Annotated in this window: 18 protein-coding genes and 1 pseudogene; 2 read left to right on the forward strand and 17 right to left on the reverse strand. The window is 65.9% G+C overall.

Annotation, left to right across the window (positions count from 1 at the left end; all coding sequences use genetic code 11):
• Window positions 1-21: 21 nt before the first annotated feature.
• On the reverse strand, window positions 22-1,218 hold the full coding sequence (locus BUA29_RS04280; protein ID WP_245770503.1) for an NAD(P)/FAD-dependent oxidoreductase: 1,197 nt from the start codon (window positions 1,216-1,218) through the stop codon (window positions 22-24).
• 15 nt (window positions 1,219-1,233) lie between these two features.
• On the opposite strand from BUA29_RS04280, the gene BUA29_RS04285 reads away from it, so the two are divergent.
• Window positions 1,234-1,773 carry a cytochrome b gene (locus BUA29_RS04285; protein WP_072755429.1) on the forward strand — a complete coding sequence of 180 codons (540 nt, stop codon included), beginning with the start codon at window positions 1,234-1,236 and terminating at the stop codon, window positions 1,771-1,773.
• A 315-nt stretch (window positions 1,774-2,088) separates the two neighbouring features.
• The gene (locus BUA29_RS04290; RefSeq protein WP_072755395.1) at window positions 2,089-3,399 is read left to right on the forward strand and encodes a DEAD/DEAH box helicase; all 1,311 of its coding nucleotides are present in this window, start codon (window positions 2,089-2,091) and stop codon (window positions 3,397-3,399) included.
• A 75-nt stretch (window positions 3,400-3,474) separates the two neighbouring features.
• On the opposite strand, the gene BUA29_RS04295 is transcribed toward BUA29_RS04290, so the two are convergent.
• The 16 genes and pseudogenes from BUA29_RS04295 to uppS form a co-directional block, all read right to left on the reverse strand.
• Window positions 3,475-4,350, reverse strand: coding sequence for a polyprenyl synthetase family protein (locus BUA29_RS04295; RefSeq protein ID WP_072755396.1), 876 nt, complete (start codon window positions 4,348-4,350; stop codon window positions 3,475-3,477).
• Window positions 4,343-4,603, reverse strand: coding sequence for an exodeoxyribonuclease VII small subunit (locus BUA29_RS04300; protein ID WP_072755397.1), 261 nt, complete (start codon window positions 4,601-4,603; stop codon window positions 4,343-4,345). Before BUA29_RS04300 ends, BUA29_RS04295 begins: the two co-directional genes overlap by 8 nt.
• A gap of 9 nt (window positions 4,604-4,612) precedes the next feature.
• Window positions 4,613-5,902, reverse strand: coding sequence for a tRNA lysidine(34) synthetase TilS (gene tilS / locus BUA29_RS04305; protein ID WP_425443762.1), 1,290 nt, complete (start codon window positions 5,900-5,902; stop codon window positions 4,613-4,615).
• Between the two features lie 51 nt (window positions 5,903-5,953).
• The gene (locus tag BUA29_RS04310) at window positions 5,954-6,247 is read right to left on the reverse strand and encodes a hypothetical protein (protein WP_072755399.1); all 294 of its coding nucleotides are present in this window, start codon (window positions 6,245-6,247) and stop codon (window positions 5,954-5,956) included.
• 231 nt (window positions 6,248-6,478) lie between these two features.
• On the reverse strand, window positions 6,479-7,438 hold the full coding sequence (locus tag BUA29_RS04315; RefSeq protein ID WP_072755400.1) for an acetyl-CoA carboxylase carboxyltransferase subunit alpha: 960 nt from the start codon (window positions 7,436-7,438) through the stop codon (window positions 6,479-6,481).
• A gap of 62 nt (window positions 7,439-7,500) precedes the next feature.
• Window positions 7,501-11,076 (reverse strand): DNA polymerase III subunit alpha, encoded by a 3,576-nt coding sequence (dnaE, locus tag BUA29_RS04320; protein WP_072755401.1) that lies wholly within the window; start codon window positions 11,074-11,076, stop codon window positions 7,501-7,503.
• An 84-nt stretch (window positions 11,077-11,160) separates the two neighbouring features.
• Window positions 11,161-11,775 carry a ribonuclease HII gene (locus tag BUA29_RS04325; RefSeq protein ID WP_072755402.1) on the reverse strand — a complete coding sequence of 205 codons (615 nt, stop codon included), beginning with the start codon at window positions 11,773-11,775 and terminating at the stop codon, window positions 11,161-11,163.
• Window positions 11,772-12,902 (reverse strand): annotated as a pseudogene (lpxB, locus tag BUA29_RS04330) (lipid-A-disaccharide synthase); the annotation flags it as partial. The pseudogene lpxB and the gene BUA29_RS04325, both read right to left, overlap by 4 nt.
• A gap of 127 nt (window positions 12,903-13,029) precedes the next feature.
• Window positions 13,030-13,815, reverse strand: a complete 786-nt coding sequence (gene lpxA, locus BUA29_RS04335; protein WP_072755403.1) for an acyl-ACP--UDP-N-acetylglucosamine O-acyltransferase — start codon at window positions 13,813-13,815, stop codon at window positions 13,030-13,032.
• A 5-nt stretch (window positions 13,816-13,820) separates the two neighbouring features.
• Entirely contained in the window at window positions 13,821-14,288 is a 468-nt protein-coding gene (fabZ, locus tag BUA29_RS04340) for a 3-hydroxyacyl-ACP dehydratase FabZ (protein ID WP_072755404.1), read from the reverse strand.
• A complete protein-coding gene (gene lpxD / locus BUA29_RS04345; RefSeq protein ID WP_072755405.1) occupies window positions 14,285-15,304 on the reverse strand; it encodes a UDP-3-O-(3-hydroxymyristoyl)glucosamine N-acyltransferase in 1,020 nt (339 codons plus the stop codon). Before lpxD ends, fabZ begins: the two co-directional genes overlap by 4 nt.
• A gap of 13 nt (window positions 15,305-15,317) precedes the next feature.
• The gene (gene bamA / locus BUA29_RS04350; RefSeq protein WP_072755431.1) at window positions 15,318-17,783 is read right to left on the reverse strand and encodes an outer membrane protein assembly factor BamA; all 2,466 of its coding nucleotides are present in this window, start codon (window positions 17,781-17,783) and stop codon (window positions 15,318-15,320) included.
• A 258-nt stretch (window positions 17,784-18,041) separates the two neighbouring features.
• Window positions 18,042-19,400 (reverse strand): RIP metalloprotease RseP, encoded by a 1,359-nt coding sequence (rseP, locus tag BUA29_RS04355; RefSeq protein WP_072755406.1) that lies wholly within the window; start codon window positions 19,398-19,400, stop codon window positions 18,042-18,044.
• A complete protein-coding gene (locus BUA29_RS04360) occupies window positions 19,397-20,569 on the reverse strand; it encodes a 1-deoxy-D-xylulose-5-phosphate reductoisomerase (protein WP_072755407.1) in 1,173 nt (390 codons plus the stop codon). The genes rseP and BUA29_RS04360 overlap by 4 nt, the downstream gene beginning before the upstream one ends.
• Window positions 20,570-20,573: 4 nt before the next feature.
• A complete protein-coding gene (locus BUA29_RS04365; RefSeq protein WP_072755408.1) occupies window positions 20,574-21,425 on the reverse strand; it encodes a phosphatidate cytidylyltransferase in 852 nt (283 codons plus the stop codon).
• Complete coding sequence (uppS, locus tag BUA29_RS04370; protein WP_072755409.1) at window positions 21,422-22,180, reverse strand: polyprenyl diphosphate synthase; 759 nt, start codon at window positions 22,178-22,180, stop codon at window positions 21,422-21,424. Before uppS ends, BUA29_RS04365 begins: the two co-directional genes overlap by 4 nt.
• Window positions 22,181-22,194 lie beyond the last annotated feature (14 nt).

Genomic DNA, 22,194 nt, shown 5'->3' on the forward strand with positions numbered 1-22,194 from the left:
TCTGCCAAAGTCACCCAGCACTCACGGCTGTGCAGACACATGTTTCTGGTCTGCCCGGCGGTGGTGAAAATATATGGTTTCTGCCGCCCAGCGCAGCGGCAAGGAATGCAGAAGTAGGTCGAACGGCCAATCCATTTGAAACTTGTCGAATGTCCAGCGCAGTAGCCGCTTGGTGTAAAAGCGGGGTGCGGCGTCGATGGCAGCCTGCTCGGCTGGCGGGCCCTGATCGAGCAGGTGTGCAGCAATGGCGGCGCCGACCCGCCAGCCATGATCCCAGGCCGAGTGGATGCCGCCTGCGGTGACCGGTGAGACGATGCCTGCGGCATCGCCAGTGAGAATGGCGCGGTCGTTGGCAAGGGTGCGCACTGGGCCGGAGCAGGGAATCAAGCCGGCGCGCACATGACACGGTTTCATAGACAGGGGGAGTCCGGTAATCGCTTTCGTGTGCGCAAGGAAGCCGTCGATATCGGGGAGGCGCGCATGTGCGGGGTTGTGTCGAAGGGCCAGCCCTGCCTGCACGCCGCAAGGATTCTGCGCAAACCAGCCAATATAGCCCGGCGCATAGCGTTTGCTGATGAAACAGTGCAGTGCGTCGGAATCGACAAGATCGGCGCCTTGGAATTCGTATTCGACGCCATAAAGAAAATTCCGGACCAGCCCAAGCCCGCATTTGCGTGCGACCTGCGAGCGGGCGCCATCGGCGCCCACTAAATAGTGCGTGGTGCCGACGTCGGTGACATCCCATCCTCCAGCGCGGCGGCAGGCGTCGCGGAACGGCTGGCCCAGGCGCAACTCGACCCCGTGTTCATGGAGTTGGCTGGCCAGCCAGCGCATGACCTGGGGGGTATCCGTGGTCAGGAAATAGTAGCCAGGCGCAGTCAGACGTAGTTGCTTCAGACGAGGCGAGTACAGGCAGACCCTCTCCACGCGCCGCGTGGCGTTGGTGGGCAAGGCGTTGAGCAGGGTCTGTTCCGCAGCTTCTTTGACGATGATGCCGGTGGTATGAAGTTTCTCTCCTGGATCCTGCTTGCGTTCCAGTACGCATACCCGCAGCCCGCGGCGGGCTGCCGAAATGGCGCAGGCCACGCCGGAGAAGCTTGCGCCGGCGATGATGATGTCGAAATGGGGGCGGGTGGGCATGGTGTGGGATGCAGAAGGGGGGGGCAGGCAGGGGATGGCGTCGGCAACGTTGAATGCGTTAGCGTAAATCCAATTCATCAGGAAGCTATGGCCATGCTCAATCCGATCGTTGCACGCTACAGTCGAATCCAACGGCATCTGCACTGGTGGATGGCACTGCTCGTGGTGCTGGCGTATGTGCTGATCGAGCAGCGCGGCCTGTTTCCGCGTGGCAGTGGTGGCCGCTTTGCGATGATGCAGGGCCACTTCTGGGCCGGGATCACCATCTTCCTGCTGGCCTGGTGGCGGATCGCCAGCCGGTTGCGGCATGGCGCGCCGCCGATTACCCCGCCGCTGGACACGATCAGCGCGCTGCTGTCGAAGCTTACGCATCTGGCGCTGTACGCTTTTTTCATCGTCATGCCGCTGTTGGGCATGGCCACGGCGTGGAGCGACGGCAAGGCGGTGATGATCCCGTTCACCGGCATCGCCCTGCCGGCGCTGCTGCCTGAGAACGAAGCGCTGGCGCACCAGCTGGAAGATCTGCATGGCAGCATCGGCGAGGCGTTCTACTGGGTGATCGGCTTGCACGTGCTGGCGGCGCTGTATCACCACTGGGTGCGTCGCGACGACACGCTCAAGCGGATGCTTTGAGTGGCAACACCTGCCGTGCGTGGCGCATGCAGATCAGACTGGATGTCTGTGTGAATGGTCCATGTGTGCCATATGTGCCATGTGGGTCTGTCATGACGTACAATGCTTGCGTTCTGCGCACGGCTGATCCGCCTTCGTCACGAAGGTCGCGTGTTTCCTGATCGAGCCGGCCGCTTCTGCGGCTTTCACCCGTAACGCCTTTCGTCGCGCAGACACGGCCCGGATCACCGGCGTCGTGCCACCTCTGCCTGCGGCGCGGTTTCACAGGAACGCCTGGGCTCTCCCGCACACTGCGGGATCTCCAAGGAGTTCCACATGTCGTTTCAATCTCTGGGCCTTGCGCCTGCGTTGCTGCGCGCGCTGGCCGATCACGGCTATGCCACCCCCACCTCCATCCAGTCCCAGGCCATTCCGCTGGTGCTTGCCGGGCATGACGTGCTGGGCAGTGCCCAGACTGGCACCGGCAAGACCGCCGCGTTTGCGCTGCCCGTCCTCGATCGGCTGTCCCGGCAGACACCGCCCGCTGGCCCGCGTCGGCCGCAGGCGCTGATTCTGGTGCCGACGCGTGAGCTGGCGGTGCAGGTCGCCGACAGCTTCAAAACCTACGGGCGCCATCTCCGCCTCAATGTCACCACCTTGTTCGGCGGCGTGGGGATGCAGCCGCAAGTCGATCAACTCAGGCGTGGTGTGGATGTGCTGGTGGCCTGCCCTGGCCGGCTGATCGATCATCTGGAGCGCGTCAGCGTGTCGCTCGATGGCGTTTCGGTTCTGGTGCTGGATGAGGCCGACCGCATGCTCGACATGGGGTTTTTGCCGGCGATCAAGCGTATCGTCAACCGTGTACCCAAACAGCGCCAGACGCTGCTGTTCTCCGCCACTTTCGAGCCACGCATCAAGGCGCTGGCGCTGGAGTTCCTGAAGAATCCGCGTGAAGTGCAGGTGGCCGCCCAGAACACGGTGGCGCAGACCATTGCCCATCGTGCGCACCCGGTGGATGCTTCGAACAAGCGTGCGTTGCTGATCGATATCTTGGCGCGTCGGCATACCGAGCAGGTGCTGGTCTTCGGCAAGACCAAGCATGGCTGCAACCGGTTGGCCGAACAGCTGGAAAACGCTGGCCTGCCGGCCCTGGCGATCCACGGCAACAAGAGCCAGGCGGCGCGCCAGAAGGCGCTCAACGAGTTCAAGAGCGGCAAGATCCGCATCCTGGTCGCCACCGACGTGGCCGCACGTGGTCTGGACATCCCCGAACTGCCGTTGGTGATCAACCACGATCTGCCGATGGTGGCCGAGGATTATGTCCATCGCATCGGCCGTACCGGCCGCAACGGTGCCAACGGCGAGGCGATCTCGCTGGTGTCGCCGGACGAAGCGCATCTGCTGCGTCAGATTCAAACCTTGTTGGGCTGCGAGATCGCGATGGATGTGGTGCCAGGGTATGCGCCCAGTCGAGCCATTCGCACGGATGTGCGCCCGTTCGAACAGGCCCCGCGCCAGTCGCGTAGCCGGCGTCCGCACGCCAGGGCGCGGAATGGTGAAGCGCATGCCCATGCCCATACCGGCACCAAGCCGGCACGTTCCGGTGGGCGCGACGGTAATCGCCAGCATCAGCCGCCAAGGCGTTAAGCCAGTGGCTTTGCTTCAGCCGGTGCGTCCCAGGCCAGCGATGGTGAGGTGCGCGCAATGGTCGCGCACGCGCATTCAGTGCTGGCGTTCGATGGCCTGACGCGCCAGCGCCGTCAGCGCGCGGGTATCGGCATCCAGTGCCGCCAGTGCCTGCTGCATGGTGACGGCCAGTTCAGACAGGCGTGCACGGCTGGCATCAAGGCCCAGCAGGGCGGGGAAGGTCGCTTTGTCCTGGGCGGCGTCTTTGCCGGCCGTCTTGCCCAGCGTGGCCGCGTCGCCCTCGATGTCCAGCAGGTCGTCACGGATTTGGAAGGCCAGGCCGAGTGCGGCGGCGAAGGTATCCAGTGCGGCGTGCTGTGCCGGGGTGGCATCGCCGGCCAATGCACCGAGACGAATGGCGCAGTGCAACAAGGCGCCGGTCTTGCAGGCATGCAGGCGTTCCAGCTCGGCCAGCTCGATCCGCCGACCGGTGGCGTCGATGTCGAGTGCCTGACCGCCGCACATGCCGGCTGGGCCGGCGGCATGGGCCAATGTCTGCAGCATGGTCAGCCGGGTCGCGGCAGGCTGCGGGGCGTGCGCCAATACTTCGAAGGCCAGCGCCTGCAAGGCATCGCCGGCCAGGATCGCAGTGGCGTCGTCAAACGCCACGTGCACGGTGGGTTGGCCACGGCGCAGGGCATCGTCGTCCATGGCCGGCAGGTCGTCATGGATCAGCGAATAACAGTGCACCAGTTCCACAGCGGTCGCGGCGGCATCCAGCGCGGCTTCCTCGACACCCAAGGCAGTGCCGGTGGCGTAGACCAGCAGTGGGCGCATGCGTTTGCCGCCGTTGAGTACGCCATGTCGCATGGCGGCATGCAGCCGCTGCGGCGGCAGGGCCGGATCGGGCAGGGCGCGGGCCAGCGCCGCTTCGACGCGCTGGCGCCAGCGGGTAAGGTCAGCCTCAGTCATCGCTGCCGCTGGTGAACTCGCTGGACTGCTCGGGGCGCGCCGGATCGGACAACTGGCGAACCCGCAGCTCGGCTTCATCCAGGGCCGCTTTGCAGCGGTTGTACAGGGCGACGCCGCGGGCGTAGGCATCCAGCGACTGCTCCAGCGTCATGTCGCCGGATTCCAGTCGGGAGACCAGTGATTCCAGCTCCTTCATCGAGCGTTCGAAATCACTGACCGGGGAGGTGTCCTGGGAGTCGGGTGTCGTGTGCATGCCGGAAGTTTACGTCAGCAGCGACCAGTTGAGCCGGGCCCCATGGGCTGCAAGCCAGGTCGCCAGGGGCTCGGCGAGCAGGCGGTCGCCGGCCGCCAGTAGACACTCGCCATCGGAGAGCAGCGGCATGCGCACGCGCAGCCAGGGCGGAATGTTGGCCTCCTGGAGCGCGTGTTTGAGCGAATGCGAGTGGCGCCGGCCCGGCAGCCAGATCCGTTCGCCGCCGCGGCGAGCATGCACCCTTAGGGGGTGCTCGAACGCGGCCGCGCCGGTCAAATGCAAGGTGTCGCCGGTTGGCAGCCGCAACGGTGTGCGGCCATCCCATTCGGTCTGCCAGTCGGGGGGCAGCGGTGGCCGCTGCCAGCCGGCATGCAACAGGTCGCGCCAGCGTTGCAGACGCGCCCCCTGCCAGTCGAAGCAGGCGCGGGCATCTGGGCTTGCGTTGAACAGGGTGGTCTCGCAACAGGCAATGCCGCGGGCCGGTAGCGGCGGCAGCCCCACGTGATGGATCCAGCGTCGCAAGACCCGGGCCCGGCGTCCGGCAGGCATGGCGAGCAGAGTGGGGACGTGCAGCAGATCCGGTGCGCGCTGGGCGGTGGCCAGCGCATCGGCATCGTCTGGATCAAGCAGGTCACAGGCTTCGGCGCACAGCGCGGCACTTCGCGCCATTTGGCTTGCCGCCTGTGGCCAGCGCTGCCGTAGCTGGGGCATCACCTGGTGGCGCAGGTAGGCGCGGTCGAACGCCAGGTTGGTATTGTCCGGGTCATGTACCCAGCGTAGGCCGTGCTGCAGGGCGTAGTCAGCCAGGCAGGCGCGCGGCAGCCCCAGCAGGGGCCGCCAGAGCCAGCCGTGTGCATATCTGCGCCACGGTCGCATCGCCGCCAGCCCCTCTACCCCAGCGCCGCGCAGCAGGCGTAGCAGCAGGGTTTCGGCCTGGTCATCGGCATGGTGTGCCAGGGCCAGGATCTCGTCGGCGGCCAATACCTGCGCGAAGGCGGCATGGCGTGCCTGCCGCGCCGCGCCTTCCAGACCAAGCGGGCTGTCACGCTCGACCTGCACCGACAGCACGAGCAACGGGATATCCCAGCCTGCGCAGACCTGCCGGCAGTGATCCGCCCAGGCATCGGCCTGCGGATGCAGGCCGTGGTGGATGTGCACTGCGCGCAGGCCCTGCTGGCGCAGTTGCGCATCTTGGGCGAGCAGATGCAGCAGCACGGAAGAATCCATGCCGCCGCTGTAGCCCACCAGCACCGGCCCGGGACGTCGGGCGGGTTGCCAGTGTGGGTGGAAGGTAGAGATGGGCATGGGGGGGGTGGAAACGCCGCGCCGGCTGGCGCGGCGTCAAGGCCCTTACTCGGTGTCGATGCGGATCCCGCCGACAAAGCCGGCCGCGAGGTTGTACAGGAGCGCCTGGATCACCCCGCCGATGAACCCGAAGATCCCGTACAGGATCGGCATGATGATCAGCCCCATGAACCCGCCAGCGAACGCACCGCTATTGCTGTGCCCCATCGCGGCCCCCAGGATGGCGCCAAACACACTGCCAAAGACGAACATCAGGATTCCAACCAGCAGACCGAGCATGGCTGAGATGATGGCCGCGACCTTGCCTGCGGATAACACATCGATACGCTTGATGATCATTGAACGCTCCCCATAGACACCGGCGGTTTGCCGGCGTCGGAACTCTAGCAAAGGCAGCGGGCGAGGCAGAGGTGGTGACCGCACGCCTCACCACGTCGGCAGGCGCCGAACGGGGATGGTGGGGCCGCGAAACCATCGCGCAGGCGATTGCGTTCGCGTATGTCGCATCCGTGGGTCACGGCCTGTGCGAGCAGGCCCAGGGTGGACGTGTCCGGAACTTGACTGCCTTCTTCAATGCTTCTCGTAGGCACCATAGCTGCGCAGGCGCTGGTAGCGGCGTTGCAGCAAGGTGTCGATGGGCACGTTCTGCAGGGCATTGAGTTCGTTGAGCAGCACCGCTTTCAGACGCTTGGCCATCTGTACCGGGTTGCGGTGGGCACCGCCGATCGGTTCGCGCACGACTTTGTCGATCAGACCCAATTCTTTCAGCCGGCGGGCGGTCAGGCCAAGCTGTTCGGCCGCGTCCTTGGCTTTGGCGGCATCGCGCCAGAGGATCGAGGCGCAGCCTTCCGGGCTGATGACCGAATAGGTGCTGTATTCCAGCATCAGGGTGCGATCGCCGACGCCGATGGCCAGCGCGCCGCCGCTGCCGCCTTCGCCGATCACCGTGCATACGATTGGTACGCGCAGTTCGGCCATTTCCAGCAGGTTGCGGGCGATCGCCTCGGATTGGCCGCGTTCTTCGGCATCGATGCCGGGCCAGGCGCCCGGGGTGTCGATGAAGGTGAGAATCGGCAGGCCGAAGCGCTCGGCCAGCTTGAACAGCCGCAGCGCCTTGCGGTAGCCCTCCGGCTTGGGCATGCCGAAGTTGCGCCGGACCTTGGTTTTGGTGTCGCGGCCTTTTTCATGGCCGACCACCAGGACCGCCTGTCCATCAATGCGGGCCAGCCCGCCGACGATGGCGGGATCATCAGCAAAGGCGCGGTCGCCGGCCAGTTCCTGGAACTCCTCGCACATCACCTTGATGTAGTCCAGGGTGTAAGGGCGCTGCGGGTGCCGGGCCAGCTGCGAGACCTGCCACGGGGTGAGGTCGCGGAAGATGGCCGCGGTGCGCTTGCGCAGCTTTTCCTGCAAGGCGCGCACTTCGCCGTCGATGTCCAGCCCGGGCGCCTGGCTGGCCTGGCGCAGGGCCTGGATTTTGGCTTCCAGATCGGCGATGGGCTGCTCGAAGTCGAGATAGTTCGGGTTCATCCGGGCGAGTTTAGCGCACCGGCCGATACCGTACCGAGACGTCTGGTGGAGTGCGCACGCAATCAGGCAGTGCCTGCCCAGGGGCGCGCCATCTGCACGCTGACCGCACTGACACCTGGCAGGCTGCGCAGCAGGGCGGGAAGATCGGGCGACATCTGCAGGCCGCGTCCATCATTGAAGAGCAGGCGGCCGCGACCAGCGGCGGTCGTGGCCTCCAGCAGCAGCGGAATCGGGCCGGAATGCGCGGCCAGCAGGGCTTCAAGCTGGGCAAGCGCACCACTTGCGCGCAGGTCGATCCGCAGCGAGATGCGCTGGGCCTGATGGCGGCATAGCTCGGCATAGTCCCAGCAACGGTTGGCGCGGAGCGAGAAGCCGCCGTTGAACTCGTCCTCGCGCAGCTGGCCTTCGACTATCAGCAGGCGGTCACGGGTAAGCAGCGGGGCGATCTCGCTCCACTGGTCGCCGAAGAAACCGCATTCGATCCGGCCGCGACCGTCTTCCAGTTGCACGAACGCCTGCCCGTCGCCGCGCTTACGGATAGCCGTGACCAGCCCGGCAACCACGGTCGGCACGCCAGGCCGGTAGCCGCCGCGGCCGCCCTCCTGACCGCCGCGTGCTGGTGTTGCGCCGCGTTCCCACAGGGTTTGCAGCATCGACAGGTCGTGGCCGACCAGCCTGACCACGTCCTCGCGGTAAGGATCCATCGGGTGCCCGCTGAGGTAGAGCCCCAGCGTTTCGCGTTCGCCTTGCAGCCGGCGTGACAAGGGCCACTCCGAGGTCACAGGCAAGTCCACCCGGATGTCGCCGCCCCCACCGAACATGTCAAACAGCCCGGATTCGCGGTTGCGGGCGATCTGCTCGGTGGCTTTGAGCACTTCCGGCAGTTGCAGCATCAGCGAGGCTCGGTTGACCGCCAGGCCGTCCATCGCGCCAGCGTGAATCAGCGCTTCCAGCGTGCGGCGGTTGAGGCCGGCGGCAGAGACCCGCTGGCAGAAGTCGAGCAGGTCGCGGAACGGGCCGCCCGCCTGGCGGGCTGTTTCGATGGCCTCGCACACCCCCTGGCCGACGCCTTTCACTGCGCCCAGCCCGTAGCGCAGGGTGGTGGCGTCGATGGCGGTAAACCGGTAGCCGGAGGCATTGACGTCCGGCGGCAGGATGGTCAGACCCAGATTGCGCGCTTCCTCCAGAAAGCCCACCACCTTGTCGGTCTTGTCCATGTCGCTGGACAACGTGGCGGCCATGAACTCGGCTGGGTAATGTTTTTTCAGCCACGCGGTCTGGTAGGCGACCAGCGAGTAGGCAGCGGCATGCGACTTGTTGAAGCCGTAGCCGGCGAACTTCTCCATCAGGTCGAAGATTTCATCCGCCTTGCGCTCATCCACGCCATTCTTGGCGGCGCCTTCGCGGAACATCTGGCGGTGTTTGGCCATTTCCGCCGGAATCTTCTTGCCCATCGCCCGGCGCAGCAGGTCGGCGCCGCCCAGCGAGTAACCGCCGACGATCTGTGCCATCTGCATCACCTGCTCCTGGTAGACCATGATGCCGTAGGTCTCCTGGAGCATGTCCCGGGTGCGCGGATCGGGGTACTCGAACTCTTCGCGCCCGTGTTTACGAGCCACGAACGAGGGGATCATTTCCATCGGCCCCGGGCGGTATAGCGCATTCAGGGCGATCAGATCTTCGAACCGGTCAGGCTTGGCATCCTTCAACGCGCGCCGCATGCCGGCGGATTCGAACTGGAACACCGAGCCGGTATTGCCGCTGGCGAAGATGTCGCGATAGACGCTGGCATCGTCCAGCGGGATAGCGCTGATGTCGATCGGCTCGGCGCCTTCACGTGCACGCCGTGCGTTGATGGCCTTGACTGCCCAGTCGATGATGGTGAGTGTGCGCAGGCCGAGGAAGTCGAACTTGACCAGCCCCACCGCTTCCACGTCGTCCTTGTCAAACTGGGTGACCGGGTTCTTGCCGAGCGTGCCGTGATCGTGTTCGGCAAACAGCGGGCAGAAGTCGGTCAGCGGCGAGGGCGCGATCACCACGCCGCCAGCGTGCTTGCCGGCGTTGCGGGTGAGGTCTTCCAGTTGCAGCGCCAGATCGACCAGGTCACGCACCTCGTCTTCGGTTTCGTAGCGCTGGATCAGCTCCGGCGAGGCCATTTCGCTTTCGCGTCCGCCTTTGCCGCGGCCTAGGGCGTCCTTGAGGCTGATGCCCAAGATGTTGGGCACCAGCTTGGCGACACCGTCCACCATGCCGTAGCTCAGCCCCAGCACGCGCCCGGCGTCGCGCAGCACCGCTTTGGCGGCCATCGTGCCGTAGGTGATGATCTGGCTGACGCGGTCGCGGCCATATTTGCGGGCGACGTATTCGATCACCTCGTCGCGCCGATCCATGCAGAAGTCGATGTCGAAGTCCGGCATCGACACGCGTTCCGGGTTGAGGAAGCGCTCGAACAGCAGGTTGTAGGGCAGCGGGTCGAGATCGGTGATCTGCAGCGCCCAGGCCACCAGCGAGCCGGCGCCGGAGCCACGGCCAGGGCCGATCGGGATGCCCTGTGATTTCCCCCACTGGATGAAGTCGGCCACGATCAGGAAGTAGCCGGAGAAGCCCATCTTGCAGATGGTGTCCAGCTCGAACTCCAGGCGGGCGTCGTAATCGGCGCGAGTCTTGCCGGGCGCCAGCGGATGCCGGGCCAGGCGTGCGTCCAGCCCCTCTTTCGCCTGCTTGCGGATCCAGCTGTCCAGGGTCTCGTCGGAGGGCACCGGGTAGGCCGGCAGGAAGTAAGTGCCCAGCCGGAGTTCGATATTGCAGCGCTGCGCCAATGCCACGGTGTTGTCGAGCGCGTCAGGCACGTCGGCGAACAGCTCGACCATCGCCTCGGTGGATTTCAGGTACTGCTCGCGGCTGTACTCACGCGGTCGGCGTGGATCGTTCAGGATGCGGCCACTGGCGATGCACACCCGCGCTTCGTGTGCCTCGAAGCCGGCAGCATCGAGAAAGCGCACGTCATTGCTGGCGACGACCGGCAGGCCCAGGGACGCGGCGGCGTGCAAGGCAAACCGGTTGAACGCCTCCTCGCCCTCACGGCCGGTGCGGGTCAGCTCCAGATGCAGGTCTTCGCCGAACACATCGCGCCAGGCGCGCAGCTGGGCCAGGGCCAGATCGTGACGGCCGGCCAGCGCCAGTCGCCCGGCCAGGCTCTGGCGACCCGCAAGTGCGAACAGGCCGGCATGTTCTTCGCGCAGCCATTCCGGTTCGATGGCAACGCCATCACCGCGGTGGCCTTCCAGCCAGGCCCGGCTGAGCAGACGCGACAGGCTCAGATAGCCGGTGCGGTCACGGCAGAGCAGGGTGAGCAGCGAGGGGGCGTCGCCGCCGTCGGCGATCATCACGTCGCTGCCGGCGATGGGCTTGATGCCCACGCTTTCCGCTGCCTTGTAGAACTTCACCAAGGCGAACAGGTTGTTGCGATCGGTCACAGCCAGCGCCGGCAGCCCAAGCTCCAGCGCGCGGCTGAGCAAGTTGGGACGGTCGCCCGCCTTTTCCGGGCGCGCATAGTCAGGTTTCTCGGGCACGCGGATGGTGGAATCCACGAGCGAGAACTCGGTGTGCAGGTGCAGGTGAACGAAACGTACAGGCATCGCGTGGCCGCGTGGTGAACTTGCAGGGTAGGCCGGTGGGCCAGCTCCGGCAAGGTCTTGACAGATCGCTGCAACGCTGTCGGCTCAGCCGGCAGGAATACCGGGGAGTAATGTCTGTATCGGCACCTGCGCCAGCGCGGCGCGGACTGGCGCGAAGCTGCGCCGATGCTGCGGGCTGGGCCCGTAGCGGCGCAGTGCGTCCAGATGGGCCGGGCTGGGGTACCCCTTGTGGCGGTCGAAGCCGTACTGCGGGTAGACATCGTGGAGCTCCCGCATGCGCCGGTCGCGGGCAACCTTGGCCAGGATCGAGGCGGCCATGATGCTGCGATCACGGGCATCGCCGCCGACCCAGGCCTCGGCTGGGCAGGGGAGATCCTGCGGCAAGCGGTTGCCATCGATGCGCGCACAGTCGGCGGCATGTGCCACGCCCAGTAGGGCCTCGCGCATGCCGTGCATGGTGGCCTGGAAGATATTGCGACGGTCAATCTCATCGGCCTCGATGAACACGATCTTCCACGCCAGTGCACGCTCGATGATGCGTGGATAGAGCTGTTCGCGCATGCGTTCGGTCAGGGCCTTGGAGTCGTCCAGGCCATTGACCGGGCAGCGGCCCGGCGGGAACACCACCGCCGCCACCACCAGCGGGCCTGCCAGGGGGCCGCGTCCGGCTTCGTCGATTCCGGCGATACGCAGACTCATCGCGATTGCAGCACCTCGGCGATGGCGTCGGCGGCGCGCTGGGAGGCGTCGCGGCGCAGGATTTCGTGCAAGGCCAGAAAGCGGGGCTGCAGTGCGGCCACCGCGTCGGCATCGCGGAACCACCGCAGCAGCTCGGCGTGCAGCTTGTCCGGCGTGCAGTCGTCCTGCAGCAGCTCGGGGATGAGTGCCTCGCCGGCCAGTACATTGGGCAGGCTGACGTGGGCGGACTTCAGCAGGCCGAACAGTTGGACGATGCGGTAGGTGAGCGGGGCAATCCGGTGGCCAACCACCATCGGCCGCTTGCACAGCATGGCTTCCAGTGCGGCCGTGCCAGAGGCCAGCAGCACCACATCGCTGGCGATCATGGCGGCCTGCGCCTGACCGGCGACAACACGAATATCGGTGGCATCGCCCAGAGATTCATGGATGGCGGCGTGACACTGCGCATTTGCGGCCGGCACCACTACGCGCAACCCCGGTATGTCCGTCGCCAGGCGGCGGGCGGCATCAGTAAAGACCGGCAACAGGCGGCGGATTTCGCCCAGCCGGCTGCCGGGCAGCAGCGCCAGGATCGGGGCATCCTCTGGCTCGCCCAGTGCGGCGCGGGCAGCGGCACGATCCGGGTGCAGCGGGATCGCATCGGCCAGCGGGTGACCGATGAATATGGCATCCACGCCGTGCTTTGCGTAGATCGGTGGCTCCATCGGAAACAGGCAGAGCACGCGATCGGCACTCGCGCCGATCTTCGCTGCGCGGTGTTCCCGCCAGGCCCAAACCGAGGGGCTAACATCGTGCACGGTGCGCACACCGCGCTGTTTCAGCCAGCGTTCCACGCCGAGGTTGAAGTCGGGTGCATCGATGCCGACAAACACATCGGGTTGCCAGTCCAATACCCGCTGGCGGAACGTCCTGCGCAGCTTCAGCAAGCGCGGCAGATGCGCCAGGACCTCGGTCAGCCCCATCACCGCCAGGTCGCTGGCGTCCCACCAGGTGTCTACGCCTGCGGTGCGCATGGCATCGCCGCCGATCCCGGCGAACTGTGCATTGGGGAAGCGCGCGCGCAGTGCTTCGACCAGCCCGGCGCCGAGCTGGTCGCCAGAGGTTTCGCCAGCGCAAAGGGCAATGCGAACCGTCATACAGCGTCCCGTGCTTCAAACCGATCGCGGCCGAGGCGGAGGCATGTTCCCACAACGCGAAGGATGTGGAGTGACTTGGAGTGCGCCCCCGTCTCGATCACGACGAAGTCGATCGCATTCACCGCAGCAGCGGTCGCTCGCCGGCGTCGATGAACTCGAGGAACGCGCGCACATCGTCGCTGGCCGCGGCGATCTCGGCGATTTGCGTCTTGGCATCGTCCAGCTTGGCGTCGCCCATGTACAGCGCGCGGTAGGCGCGCTTGATTGCGGCGATGCGGGTGGCATCGAAGCCGCGCCGCTTGAGGCCTTCGATATTGATGCCGCGTGGTCGTGCGTACTTTTCCTGCGCCACCATCAGGTAGGGTGGGACGTCGCCGTTGACGAAGGCGCCCATGCCGATGAACGCGTGGTCGCCAATCCGGCAGAACTGGTGCACTCCGGAAAAGCCACTCAAGATGACATGGTTGCCGACAGTGACATGGCCGGCGAGTGTGGCGTTGTTGGAAAACACGCAGTCATCGCCGACGCTGCAGTCATGGGCGATGTGGCAATAGGCCAGAATCCAGTTACGGCTGCCGACGCGGGTGATGCCACCGCCGCCGCCGGTGCCACGGTTGATGGTGACGAACTCGCGGATGGTGTTGCCGTCACCGATCTCCAGCGCCACCGGTTCACCGCGGTATTTCTTGTCCTGCGGCTCACCGCCGATGGCCGCATGGCCATAGATGCGGTTGTTGCGGCCGATCCGGGTCGGTCCCTCAATGATGCAGTGCGGGCCGATCCGGGTGCCGTCGCCGATTTCCACGGCATCGCCGATCACCGCATACGCCCCCACCTCCACGCCCGCACCCAGACGGGCGCCGGGATGGATGACAGCAGTGTGATGGATGAGGTCGGTGGTCATTGGGGTCAATTGCGAGCAGCTGCGCACAGGATTTCGGCACAGGCGGCCTGTTCGCCGTCCACACGGGCAATGCCGGCATATTGGGCCATGTTGCGGATGCGGCGCTTGAGCACCACCTCCAGCTCCAACCGGTCGCCCGGCACCACCATGCGGGTGAACTTGGCGTTGTCCACCTTGACCAGATAGAAAATCTGACCCTCACCGGCGCCTGGGTCGCGCGAGAGTTGGGTGAGCAACCCGCCCGCCTGGGCCAGCGCTTCCACCACCAATACGCCTGGCATCACCTTGTGGCCAGGGAAGTGGCCGGTGAAGAACGGCTCGTTATAGCTGACGTTCTTGTAGGCCAATACGCGCTTGTCTTTCTCGAACTCGACCACCCGGTCGACCAGCAGGAAGGGGTAGCGGTGTGGCAGCAGCTGTTCGATTTCGGCGCTTGTCACAGGCAGGTGCACGGATGCAGTCGCGTCGTTCATTCGTCGTCCTTGCCGCTGCCCGGTAAGCGTCGGGCAATGCGGTCGAGTTGTTTGAAGCGGGCGGCGCTTTTGCGCCAGCTACGGTTGTCCATCAGCGGTGTGCCGGAAGAATACTCGCCGGGCTGACGGATGGAGTGGGTGACCAGCGACATCGCGGTGATCGTCACCCGGTCGCAGACTTCCAGGTGGCCGAGAATGCCGGCGCCACCGCCGACCAGGCAGTACCGGCCGATCTTGGCGCTGCCGGCGACCGCAGAGCAGCCGGCCATGGCCGTATGTGCGCCGATGCGCACGTTGTGGCCGATCTGGATCTGGTTGTCCAGGCGCACGTCCTCTTCCAGCACGGTATCGCCCAGCGCACCGCGATCGATGGTGGTATTGGCGCCGATTTCGCAATCGTCGCCGACCACCACGCCGCCCAGCTGCGGCACCTTGATCCAGTGCCCCTGATCCATGGCCAGTCCAAACCCGTCCGCACCCAGCACTGCGCCCGGGTGGATCAGCACGCGCCGCCCCAGGCGCACGCGCGTGACCAGGGTGACCCGGGCGACCAGCGTGCAGTCCTGACCGATGTGGCAGTCTTCCCCGATCACACAGCCTGGGCCGATCACTGCGCCCGCCTCGATGCGGCTGCCTGCCCCGACGCTCACCAGCGGCCCGATGCTGGCGCTGGGGTCGATCACGGCATCGGGTGCGATCACGGCACTTGCATGGACACCCGGCTGACGCACCGGGCGGGGCTCGAACAGTGCCGCGATCTTCGCAAAGGCGGCATATGGATCGCGGGCCAGCAAGGCGGTACCGGAAAACGCATGCGCGTCATCGGCCCGCATCACCACGACGCCCGCCTGGGTTTGACCAAGCTGGCTGCGATAACGCGGGTTGGCCAGAAACGCGAGCTGCGATGGCGTGGCATCGGCCAGGGTCGCCACGCCGGTCACCTGGCGATCCTCGCCGTGCAGTTTCAGACCAAACCGTTCGGCCAGCCCGGATGCGGAATAGGCGGCTCCCCCCATGCCGATGCCCCGCTTAGAGCTGACCGCCGAAGTTGAACTGCAGTCGTTCGATCTGGTCGCCGTTCTTCTTGCGAATCGGTATGGCATAGCTGATCGACAGCGGCCCCATCGGCGAGCGCCACAGCAGTGCCACGCCGGCCGATGCACGCAGATCGTTGGCGCGGAAGTTGTTGTAGCCGTCGAACACGTTGCCGAAATCGAAGAACGCCGATACCCGAGCCGACGGGCTGTCGAACAGTTTGGGGAAAATCGTTTCCACCGAGCCGGCGAGCAGGAATGAGCCACCCAGCGGCTGCTTGTAGCCGTAGGTCGACGTCCACGATGGCCCCAGGGTGTTGTCCATGAAGCCGCGCACGCGGCCATTGGAGGAAATGCCGCCCGCGTAGAAGTTCTCAAAGAACGGCAAGCCCTTGGCGGTGACGGTCTTGACGTAATCGCTGGAGGTTTTCAGACAGGGATTGCTGGGAGCCGGGCCTGGCACCCAGGTGTCGCCGATGCCGTCATTGTTGGTATCGACCAGGGTTGGCGGTGTGAAGCAGATATTGCGGACGTAGGACTTGCCATACGAATTGCCGTAGCCCAGGTTGAGCCCGGTCTTGAGCACCAGCGACTGGCTCAGCGGCCAGTACTTGGCGATGTCATAGCTAAGCTTGTAGTACTCGACAGTGGAGCCTGGCAGGGTGGCTTCCAGCACCAGGTTCTGGGTGGTGCCGACCACCGGCGTGAAGTAGTTGTTGCGGGTGTCGCGTCCCCAGCCGAGTTGGGCGCGCCAGGAATGGAAAGTGCGATGACCGACGGCATCCACGTAATCCACCAGCGGCTGTGGGGTGGTGCCCTGATAGGCCAGGATCTGATTGGAATCGATTCCCAGCATCAGCGACACGGAATCGCTTTCGCTCAGCGGCACACCCAGGAAAATCTGGAACGCACCGCTGTTACTGGAGTACTGGGCGACGTTGAAGTTGGAGTAATCGAACTCACGCCACCACAGGTTGTAGCCCAGCGAGACGCCATCGTCAGTGAAATAGGGGTTGACGAAGGAGAAGTCGTAGCGTTTCTGGTAAGTGTTGCGGGTCAGGGCCAGCGAAGTGCGGTTGCCGGTTCCCAGGAAGTTGTTTTCGGACAGTGCCAGCGACAGGTTCATGCCGGTCAGCTGGGAGTAGCCGATGCCTGCGGTGATGCTGCCGGACGTGGTTTCCTTGACGGTGTAGATCACGTCCACCTGGTCATCGCTGCCGGGGACTGGCTTGGTGTCCACGTCCACCGACTCGAAATAGCCCAGTCGATCCAGACGCACCTTGCTGCGGTCGATCGCGGCCTGCGAATACCAGGTGTCTTCGAATTGGCGCATTTCCCGGCGCAGCACCACGTCAGCGGTGCGGGTGTTGCCCTTGAACACGATCCTGCGGACCATCACGCGCGGCCCGGGCTGAACCTGGAAGTCGATCGCGACGGTACGTTTGTCGCGGTCGATCACCGGCGCCGGATTGACCCGGGCGAAGGCATAGCCAATGTTGGCCAGCCGCAGGGTGATGGCATTGGAGACGTACTCCAGCAGGGCACGCGAGAAGGTGGTGCCCGGCTTGATGATGCCGGCGATCTTTTCGATGTCTTCCTTCGGCAGCACGGTGTCACCGGAGACGGTGATATCAGCGAAGGTGTACACCTGGCCTTCGGTCAGGCCAGCGGTGATGAACATGTCTTTGCGATCGGCGCTGATCGCCACCTGGGTGGAATCCAGACTGAAATCGACGTAGCCGCGATCTAGATACCAGGAATTGAGCTTTTCGATGTCGCCCGAGAGCTTCTCACGCGAGTACTGGTCATCGCGCTTGTACCAGCTCAGCCAGTTGCTGGTATGCGATTCCCAGTCCTTGGTGATCTCCTTGTCGCTGAATGATTCGTTGCCGATCAGGTTGATGTGGCGGATCTTGGCCGCCTTGCCTTCCTTGATGGTCAGGGTCAGGTTGATCCGGTTGCGATCCAGCCGCTCGACGCTGGGTGTGATCTGCACCCCGTATTTGCCGCGGTTGTTGTATTGCCGGGTCAGCTCCTGGGTCACCCGATCCAGATCCAGGGGGTTGAAGGTCTCGCCTTCGGCCAGGCCGATTTCCTTCAGGCCTTTGAGCAGATCCTCGGTCTTGAGGTCCTTGTTGCCGGTGATGGTCAACTTGTTGATGGCCGGGCGTTCGACCACGCTGATCACCAGGATGCCGCCATCGTGCGCCAGCCGCACGTCCTGGAAGAAGCCGGTCTTGTACAGAGCGCGCAGCGCCTCGGCGGCCTTGCCTTGATCGACGGTGTCACCGCGTTCGATCGGCAGGTAGGTCAGCACGGTGCCGGGGTTGATCCGCTGCAGGCCGTCGATACGAATATCGGTGACCGTGAAGGGGGTGATCGCCGTCTGTGCCCATGCCGGCAGCGCAAGCGCCGAGGCCAGGGCGAGGGACAGCAGGCGGCGGGACAAGGGTCGGGGCATGCGGAACTTCCTGTTGTGCGTGGCGGCCTGCCGGAACACCTGCAAAGGTGTGCGGCGGGGTGGGTGCGCGGACAGCAGCGCCGGCCGGCAGAAAAACTCGAAAATGGCCAGGGCAACTCCGGGCGGAGGTTGCCAGACCGTGCACAACGCTGGGCCAGGCCCAGGATTGTGCGGTGCGCGGCAGGCACGGGCATGCCTGCTGCGCGTCCGACCATCCCTGGTCGGTGGGCTTGGGAAAACGCCCCAAACGCCCATGGGTTACGACATCAGGTGCAGGATGTCGTTGTAGAAGGCCAGTCCCATCAGACCCGCAATGATCGCAAGCCCGATGTACTGCCCCACGGCCATCACCCGTTCGTCCAGGGGACGGCGGGTGATCAGCTCGATAAGGTAATACAGCAGGTGACCCCCGTCCAAGACGGGAATCGGCAACAGGTTGAGCAGCGCCAGGCTGACCGACAGCAGGGCCAGGAAGTTCAGGAACCAGGCCGGACCGCGCTGGGCGAAGGCATTGGCGGCGCGGGCAATGGTGATCGGACCGGCCACGGTGTTCTCCACCGCGACGTGTCCGGTCAGGGCGTGCGTGAGCGTGGTCACCAGTTGCCTGACCTGGTAGCCGGTCTCCCGCGCGGCCGCTGGTACGGCTGCCAGGGGGGGCAAGCGCAGCACGGCGTCGCGGGGCGGTGGGCCGGCGGGGGCGCTGGTAATGCCTAGCAGCCATTGCGGCTGGCCTTTGCCATCCGGGTTGCGTTCTGGCGTGATCTCTAGCGCCAGTCGCTGGCCATCACGTTCGACTTCGACCATGCCAGGCCCCCCGCGCATGCCCAATGCCTGCACCAGCGGGGCGATGTCCTCGAACGTGGACACCGGAGACGCGTCGATGGCGGTGATGCGGTCACCTTCTGCCAGTTTGCCCCAGGCCGGCGACCCTTCACGCACGCTGCCGACCACGGCCGGCACCAAGAGGTGCCGCGGAATCAGGCCGATGGCGGCCAGTGCCTGCAGCTCATTGGTGTTGGCGGGCAGATGGTGCAGCGGCAGGGTGCGCGACAGGGTTTGGTCGGGTTCACGCTGAATCGCAAGCGTGACCGGTTGCCGATCCAGTGCGGCGGTCAGCAGGGCCATCTGCAGCTCGCTCCAGGTGGGCGTTTGGCGGTCGCCGACCTGCATGATGCGGTCGCCCGGCTGCAGCCCGGCTTCGGCGGCGATGGCCTTGGCCTGGCCCACCACCGGCGCGTAATCAGGACGGCCGAGCACCAGCATCGCCCACAGCAGCAAGAAGGCCAGCAGCAGGTTGGCCAACGGGCCGGCCGCGACGATCGCCATGCGCTGCCAGACCGGTTTACGGTTGAAGGCGCGGTCACGTTCGTGTGCCGGCACCTCGCCTTCGCGCTCGTCCAGCATGCGCACATAGCCGCCCAGCGGCAGGGCGGCGATCACGTATTCGGTGCCGTCGCGGCCCTGCCAGCGCCACAGCGGCGGGCCGAAGCCGATCGAGAACCGCAGCACCTTGACGCCGCAGCGACGTGCCACCCAGAAATGGCCGAATTCGTGGAAGGTGATCAGCACGCCGAGGGCGATCAGCAGCCACCACACCGATCCCATCAATCCGCTCATGCACGGGCTCCGGAAATGCGGGTGATGTGGGTGTCCGCCAGGCGACGGGCGCGAGCATCAGCGGCAAGCAGGGCGTCGAGGGAGTCGGCGGGTTGCACGGGGAGGGCGTCGAGGGTCGCGGCGACAGTGTCGGGGATGTCCAGAAAACCAATCCGGCCCTGAAGAAAGGCTGAAACCGCCTGCTCGTTGGCGGCGTTGAGCACGGCAGGCGCTGTGCCACCGGCCTGCAGCGCGGCGTACGCAAGATCCAGGCAGGGAAATGCGGTCGGATCCGGCGCCTCGAACTCCAGCCGTCCGCCCTGCGTGAGCAGGTCGAGTGCGGCGACCCCAGAGCGAATCCGCTGCGGCCAGGCCAGGCCGACCGCCAATGCGGTGCGCATGTCGGGCAGGCCGAGCTGGGCCAGCGTACTGCCATCGATGAAATCGACCAGGGAGTGCACCAGCGACTGCGGATGCACCAGCACGCGGATGGCGCTGGCGGGCAGCGAGAACAGGTGATGCGCCTCGATCACTTCCAGCCCCTTGTTCATCAGGGTGGCGGAATCGACCGAGATCTTCGGGCCCATCGACCATTTCGGATGGGCCACCGCCTGGGCCGGCGTCACCGTCGCCAAGGCGTTCCGGGTCCAGCCCCGGAAGGGCCCGCCCGAGGCGGTCAGCGTGATCCGCGCCGGCGGGTTGCCGTCGGCCAGGCACTGGAAGATGGCGTTGTGCTCGCTGTCGATCGGAATGATGCGGGCGCCGTGGGCCTGCGCCGTGCCCATCAGCAGCTCGCCCGCCAGCACCAGCGATTCCTTATTGGCCAGCAGCAGTCGCTTGCCTGCGCGAGCAGCGGCCAGGGTGGAGGGCAACCCGGCGGCCCCCACGATGGCGGCTACCACGGTCTGGCAGGCGTCACCATGCACCAGCGACTGCAGGGCGTCATCGCCGGCATGGGCCTGAGTCGGCAGGCCCGCCTCGCGCAAGCCGTCGCGCAGGCGCGGGTAGAGCGCCGGATCGGCGATCACCGCATGGTCGGGGCGATGCTGCCGGCACAGCGCAAGCAGGGCATCGACCTGGCGACCGGCCGCCAGGACGCTGGCGCGCATGGCCTGCGGGTGACGTGCGATCACATCCAGCGCGGAGGTGCCGATCGAGCCGGTGGCACCCAGGACGGCAATCTGCTGCATGGTCTTAGAACCCCAGCCAGATCTTGCCAAGCGCGAATACCGGCAACGCAGCCAGTACGCTGTCCAGCCGATCCAGCATGCCGCCGTGGCCAGGAATCAGGTCGCCTGAATCCTTCAGCCCGGCGTGGCGTTTGAGCAGGCTTTCCAGCAGATCGCCCACCACCGAAAACAGCACGGTGAATGCGGATACCAGCAGGATGCCGGGGAGTTGGGCGGGGGTTGCTCCCAGCAGCAACGCGCCGGGCAGGGCGATCAGCAGCGCCGCCACCACGCCGCCGACCACGCCTTCCCATGTCTTGTTGGGGCTGATCCGCGGCGCCAGCCGGCGGCCGCCGAACCAACGTCCGCCGAATCGCCGGCCAGTGAAATACGCCCCGCTGTCGGCCGCCCAGACCAGCCCGAGCGCCAGCAGCAGCCAACGATGGCCATTGGGCTGGCTGGCGTGGATCAATGCCAGCGCACACCAGGCGGGGACGACCGCCGCCGTGCCGGCGGCCAGCTTGAGCATGCGGGCGCTGCCGTCATGACGCGCGGCAAAGTCGTAATGACGCAGCCACAGCAGTGCCAGCAGCCACCACAGCACGCCCAGCACCACGACCAGCTGGAACAGCGGCAAGGCACTGGTGTGATGGGAGCGCGAGCCCCAGACCAGTGCCACCATCAGGGCCAGATTGCAGGCCAGCAGGATGCTGCGCGCCAGGGTGTCCTCGACATCGGCCAGGCGCAGCCATTCCCAGAGTGCCAGCAGCATGACCACGGCGCTGGGCAGCATCAGCCATCCGGTCGGCAGCCAGAGAACGGCGGCAATCGCCACCGGTGCCATGACCAGCGCGGCAAGCAGTCGGGTCCGGGTCATGGGTGCGGCTCCGGTGCAAGGCTGCGGATCTGATCGGTGGTCAGCCCGAACCGGCGTTCCCGGCGGGCATAGTCGGCCAGGGCCTGATCCAGGACGGCCGCATCGACGTCGGGCCACAGCGTCGGGGTGAACCACAGTTCGGTATAGGCCAGTTGCCAGAGCAGGAAATTACTGATCCGCAGTTCCCCACCGGTGCGGATGAACAGATCCGGCGCCGGCAGGTCGGCCAGCGCCATGTGCGCGCCCAGGCGTTCCTCGTCGATCTGCTCCGGGCGCAGGCGACCGGCTGCGACTTCGACGGCCAGCGCTCGTGCCGCCGCGGTGATGTCCTGACGACCGCCGTAGCTGGCGGCAATGGACAGAACCAGCCGAGTGTTACTGGCCGTCAGGGCCTCTGCGGCCTGCATCCGGGCGCGGATTGCCGGATCGAAGCGTTCACGCGCCCCGATGAAGCGCACCTGCACCTGCTGCTGGTGCAGCGTGTCCACCTCGCGTTCCAGTGCCCTGAGGAACAGCTTCATCAGGCCACTGACTTCCTCCTGCGGCCGGTTCCAGTTTTCGCTGGAGAAGGCAAACAGGGTCAGGGCCTGAATGCCGCGTTGCAGGCAGAACGCCACGCAGCGTCTGACTGCGCGGGCGCCGGCGCGATGACCGACCAGGCGCGGGCGATGGCGCTGCTGTGCCCAGCGGCCATTGCCGTCCATGATGATGGCCAGGTGACGAGGAACCGGCGCGGGTTGGGCCGGTGCATTCATGCGGTGATGTCCCG

This window comes from Thermomonas hydrothermalis (genome assembly GCF_900129205.1).
Classification (GTDB): Bacteria; Pseudomonadota; Gammaproteobacteria; order Xanthomonadales; family Xanthomonadaceae; genus Thermomonas; species Thermomonas hydrothermalis.

Coding starts and splice junctions, on each gene's coding strand:
- BUA29_RS04280 (WP_245770503.1), bottom strand. CDS start 1,218: ATGAATTGGATTTACGCTAACGCATTCAACGTTGCCGACGCCATCCCC.
- BUA29_RS04285 (WP_072755429.1), top strand. CDS start 1,234: ATGCTCAATCCGATCGTTGCACGCTACAGTCGAATCCAACGGCATCTG.
- BUA29_RS04290 (WP_072755395.1), top strand. CDS start 2,089: ATGTCGTTTCAATCTCTGGGCCTTGCGCCTGCGTTGCTGCGCGCGCTG.
- BUA29_RS04295 (WP_072755396.1), bottom strand. CDS start 4,350: ATGACTGAGGCTGACCTTACCCGCTGGCGCCAGCGCGTCGAAGCGGCG.
- BUA29_RS04300 (WP_072755397.1), bottom strand. CDS start 4,603: ATGCACACGACACCCGACTCCCAGGACACCTCCCCGGTCAGTGATTTC.
- BUA29_RS04310 (WP_072755399.1), bottom strand. CDS start 6,247: ATGATCATCAAGCGTATCGATGTGTTATCCGCAGGCAAGGTCGCGGCC.
- BUA29_RS04315 (WP_072755400.1), bottom strand. CDS start 7,438: ATGAACCCGAACTATCTCGACTTCGAGCAGCCCATCGCCGATCTGGAA.
- dnaE (WP_072755401.1), bottom strand. CDS start 11,076: ATGCCTGTACGTTTCGTTCACCTGCACCTGCACACCGAGTTCTCGCTC.
- BUA29_RS04325 (WP_072755402.1), bottom strand. CDS start 11,775: ATGAGTCTGCGTATCGCCGGAATCGACGAAGCCGGACGCGGCCCCCTG.
- lpxA (WP_072755403.1), bottom strand. CDS start 13,815: ATGACCACCGACCTCATCCATCACACTGCTGTCATCCATCCCGGCGCC.
- fabZ (WP_072755404.1), bottom strand. CDS start 14,288: ATGAACGACGCGACTGCATCCGTGCACCTGCCTGTGACAAGCGCCGAA.
- lpxD (WP_072755405.1), bottom strand. CDS start 15,304: ATGGGGGGAGCCGCCTATTCCGCATCCGGGCTGGCCGAACGGTTTGGT.
- bamA (WP_072755431.1), bottom strand. CDS start 17,783: ATGCCCCGACCCTTGTCCCGCCGCCTGCTGTCCCTCGCCCTGGCCTCG.
- rseP (WP_072755406.1), bottom strand. CDS start 19,400: ATGAGCGGATTGATGGGATCGGTGTGGTGGCTGCTGATCGCCCTCGGC.
- BUA29_RS04360 (WP_072755407.1), bottom strand. CDS start 20,569: ATGCAGCAGATTGCCGTCCTGGGTGCCACCGGCTCGATCGGCACCTCC.
- BUA29_RS04365 (WP_072755408.1), bottom strand. CDS start 21,425: ATGACCCGGACCCGACTGCTTGCCGCGCTGGTCATGGCACCGGTGGCG.
- uppS (WP_072755409.1), bottom strand. CDS start 22,180: ATGAATGCACCGGCCCAACCCGCGCCGGTTCCTCGTCACCTGGCCATC.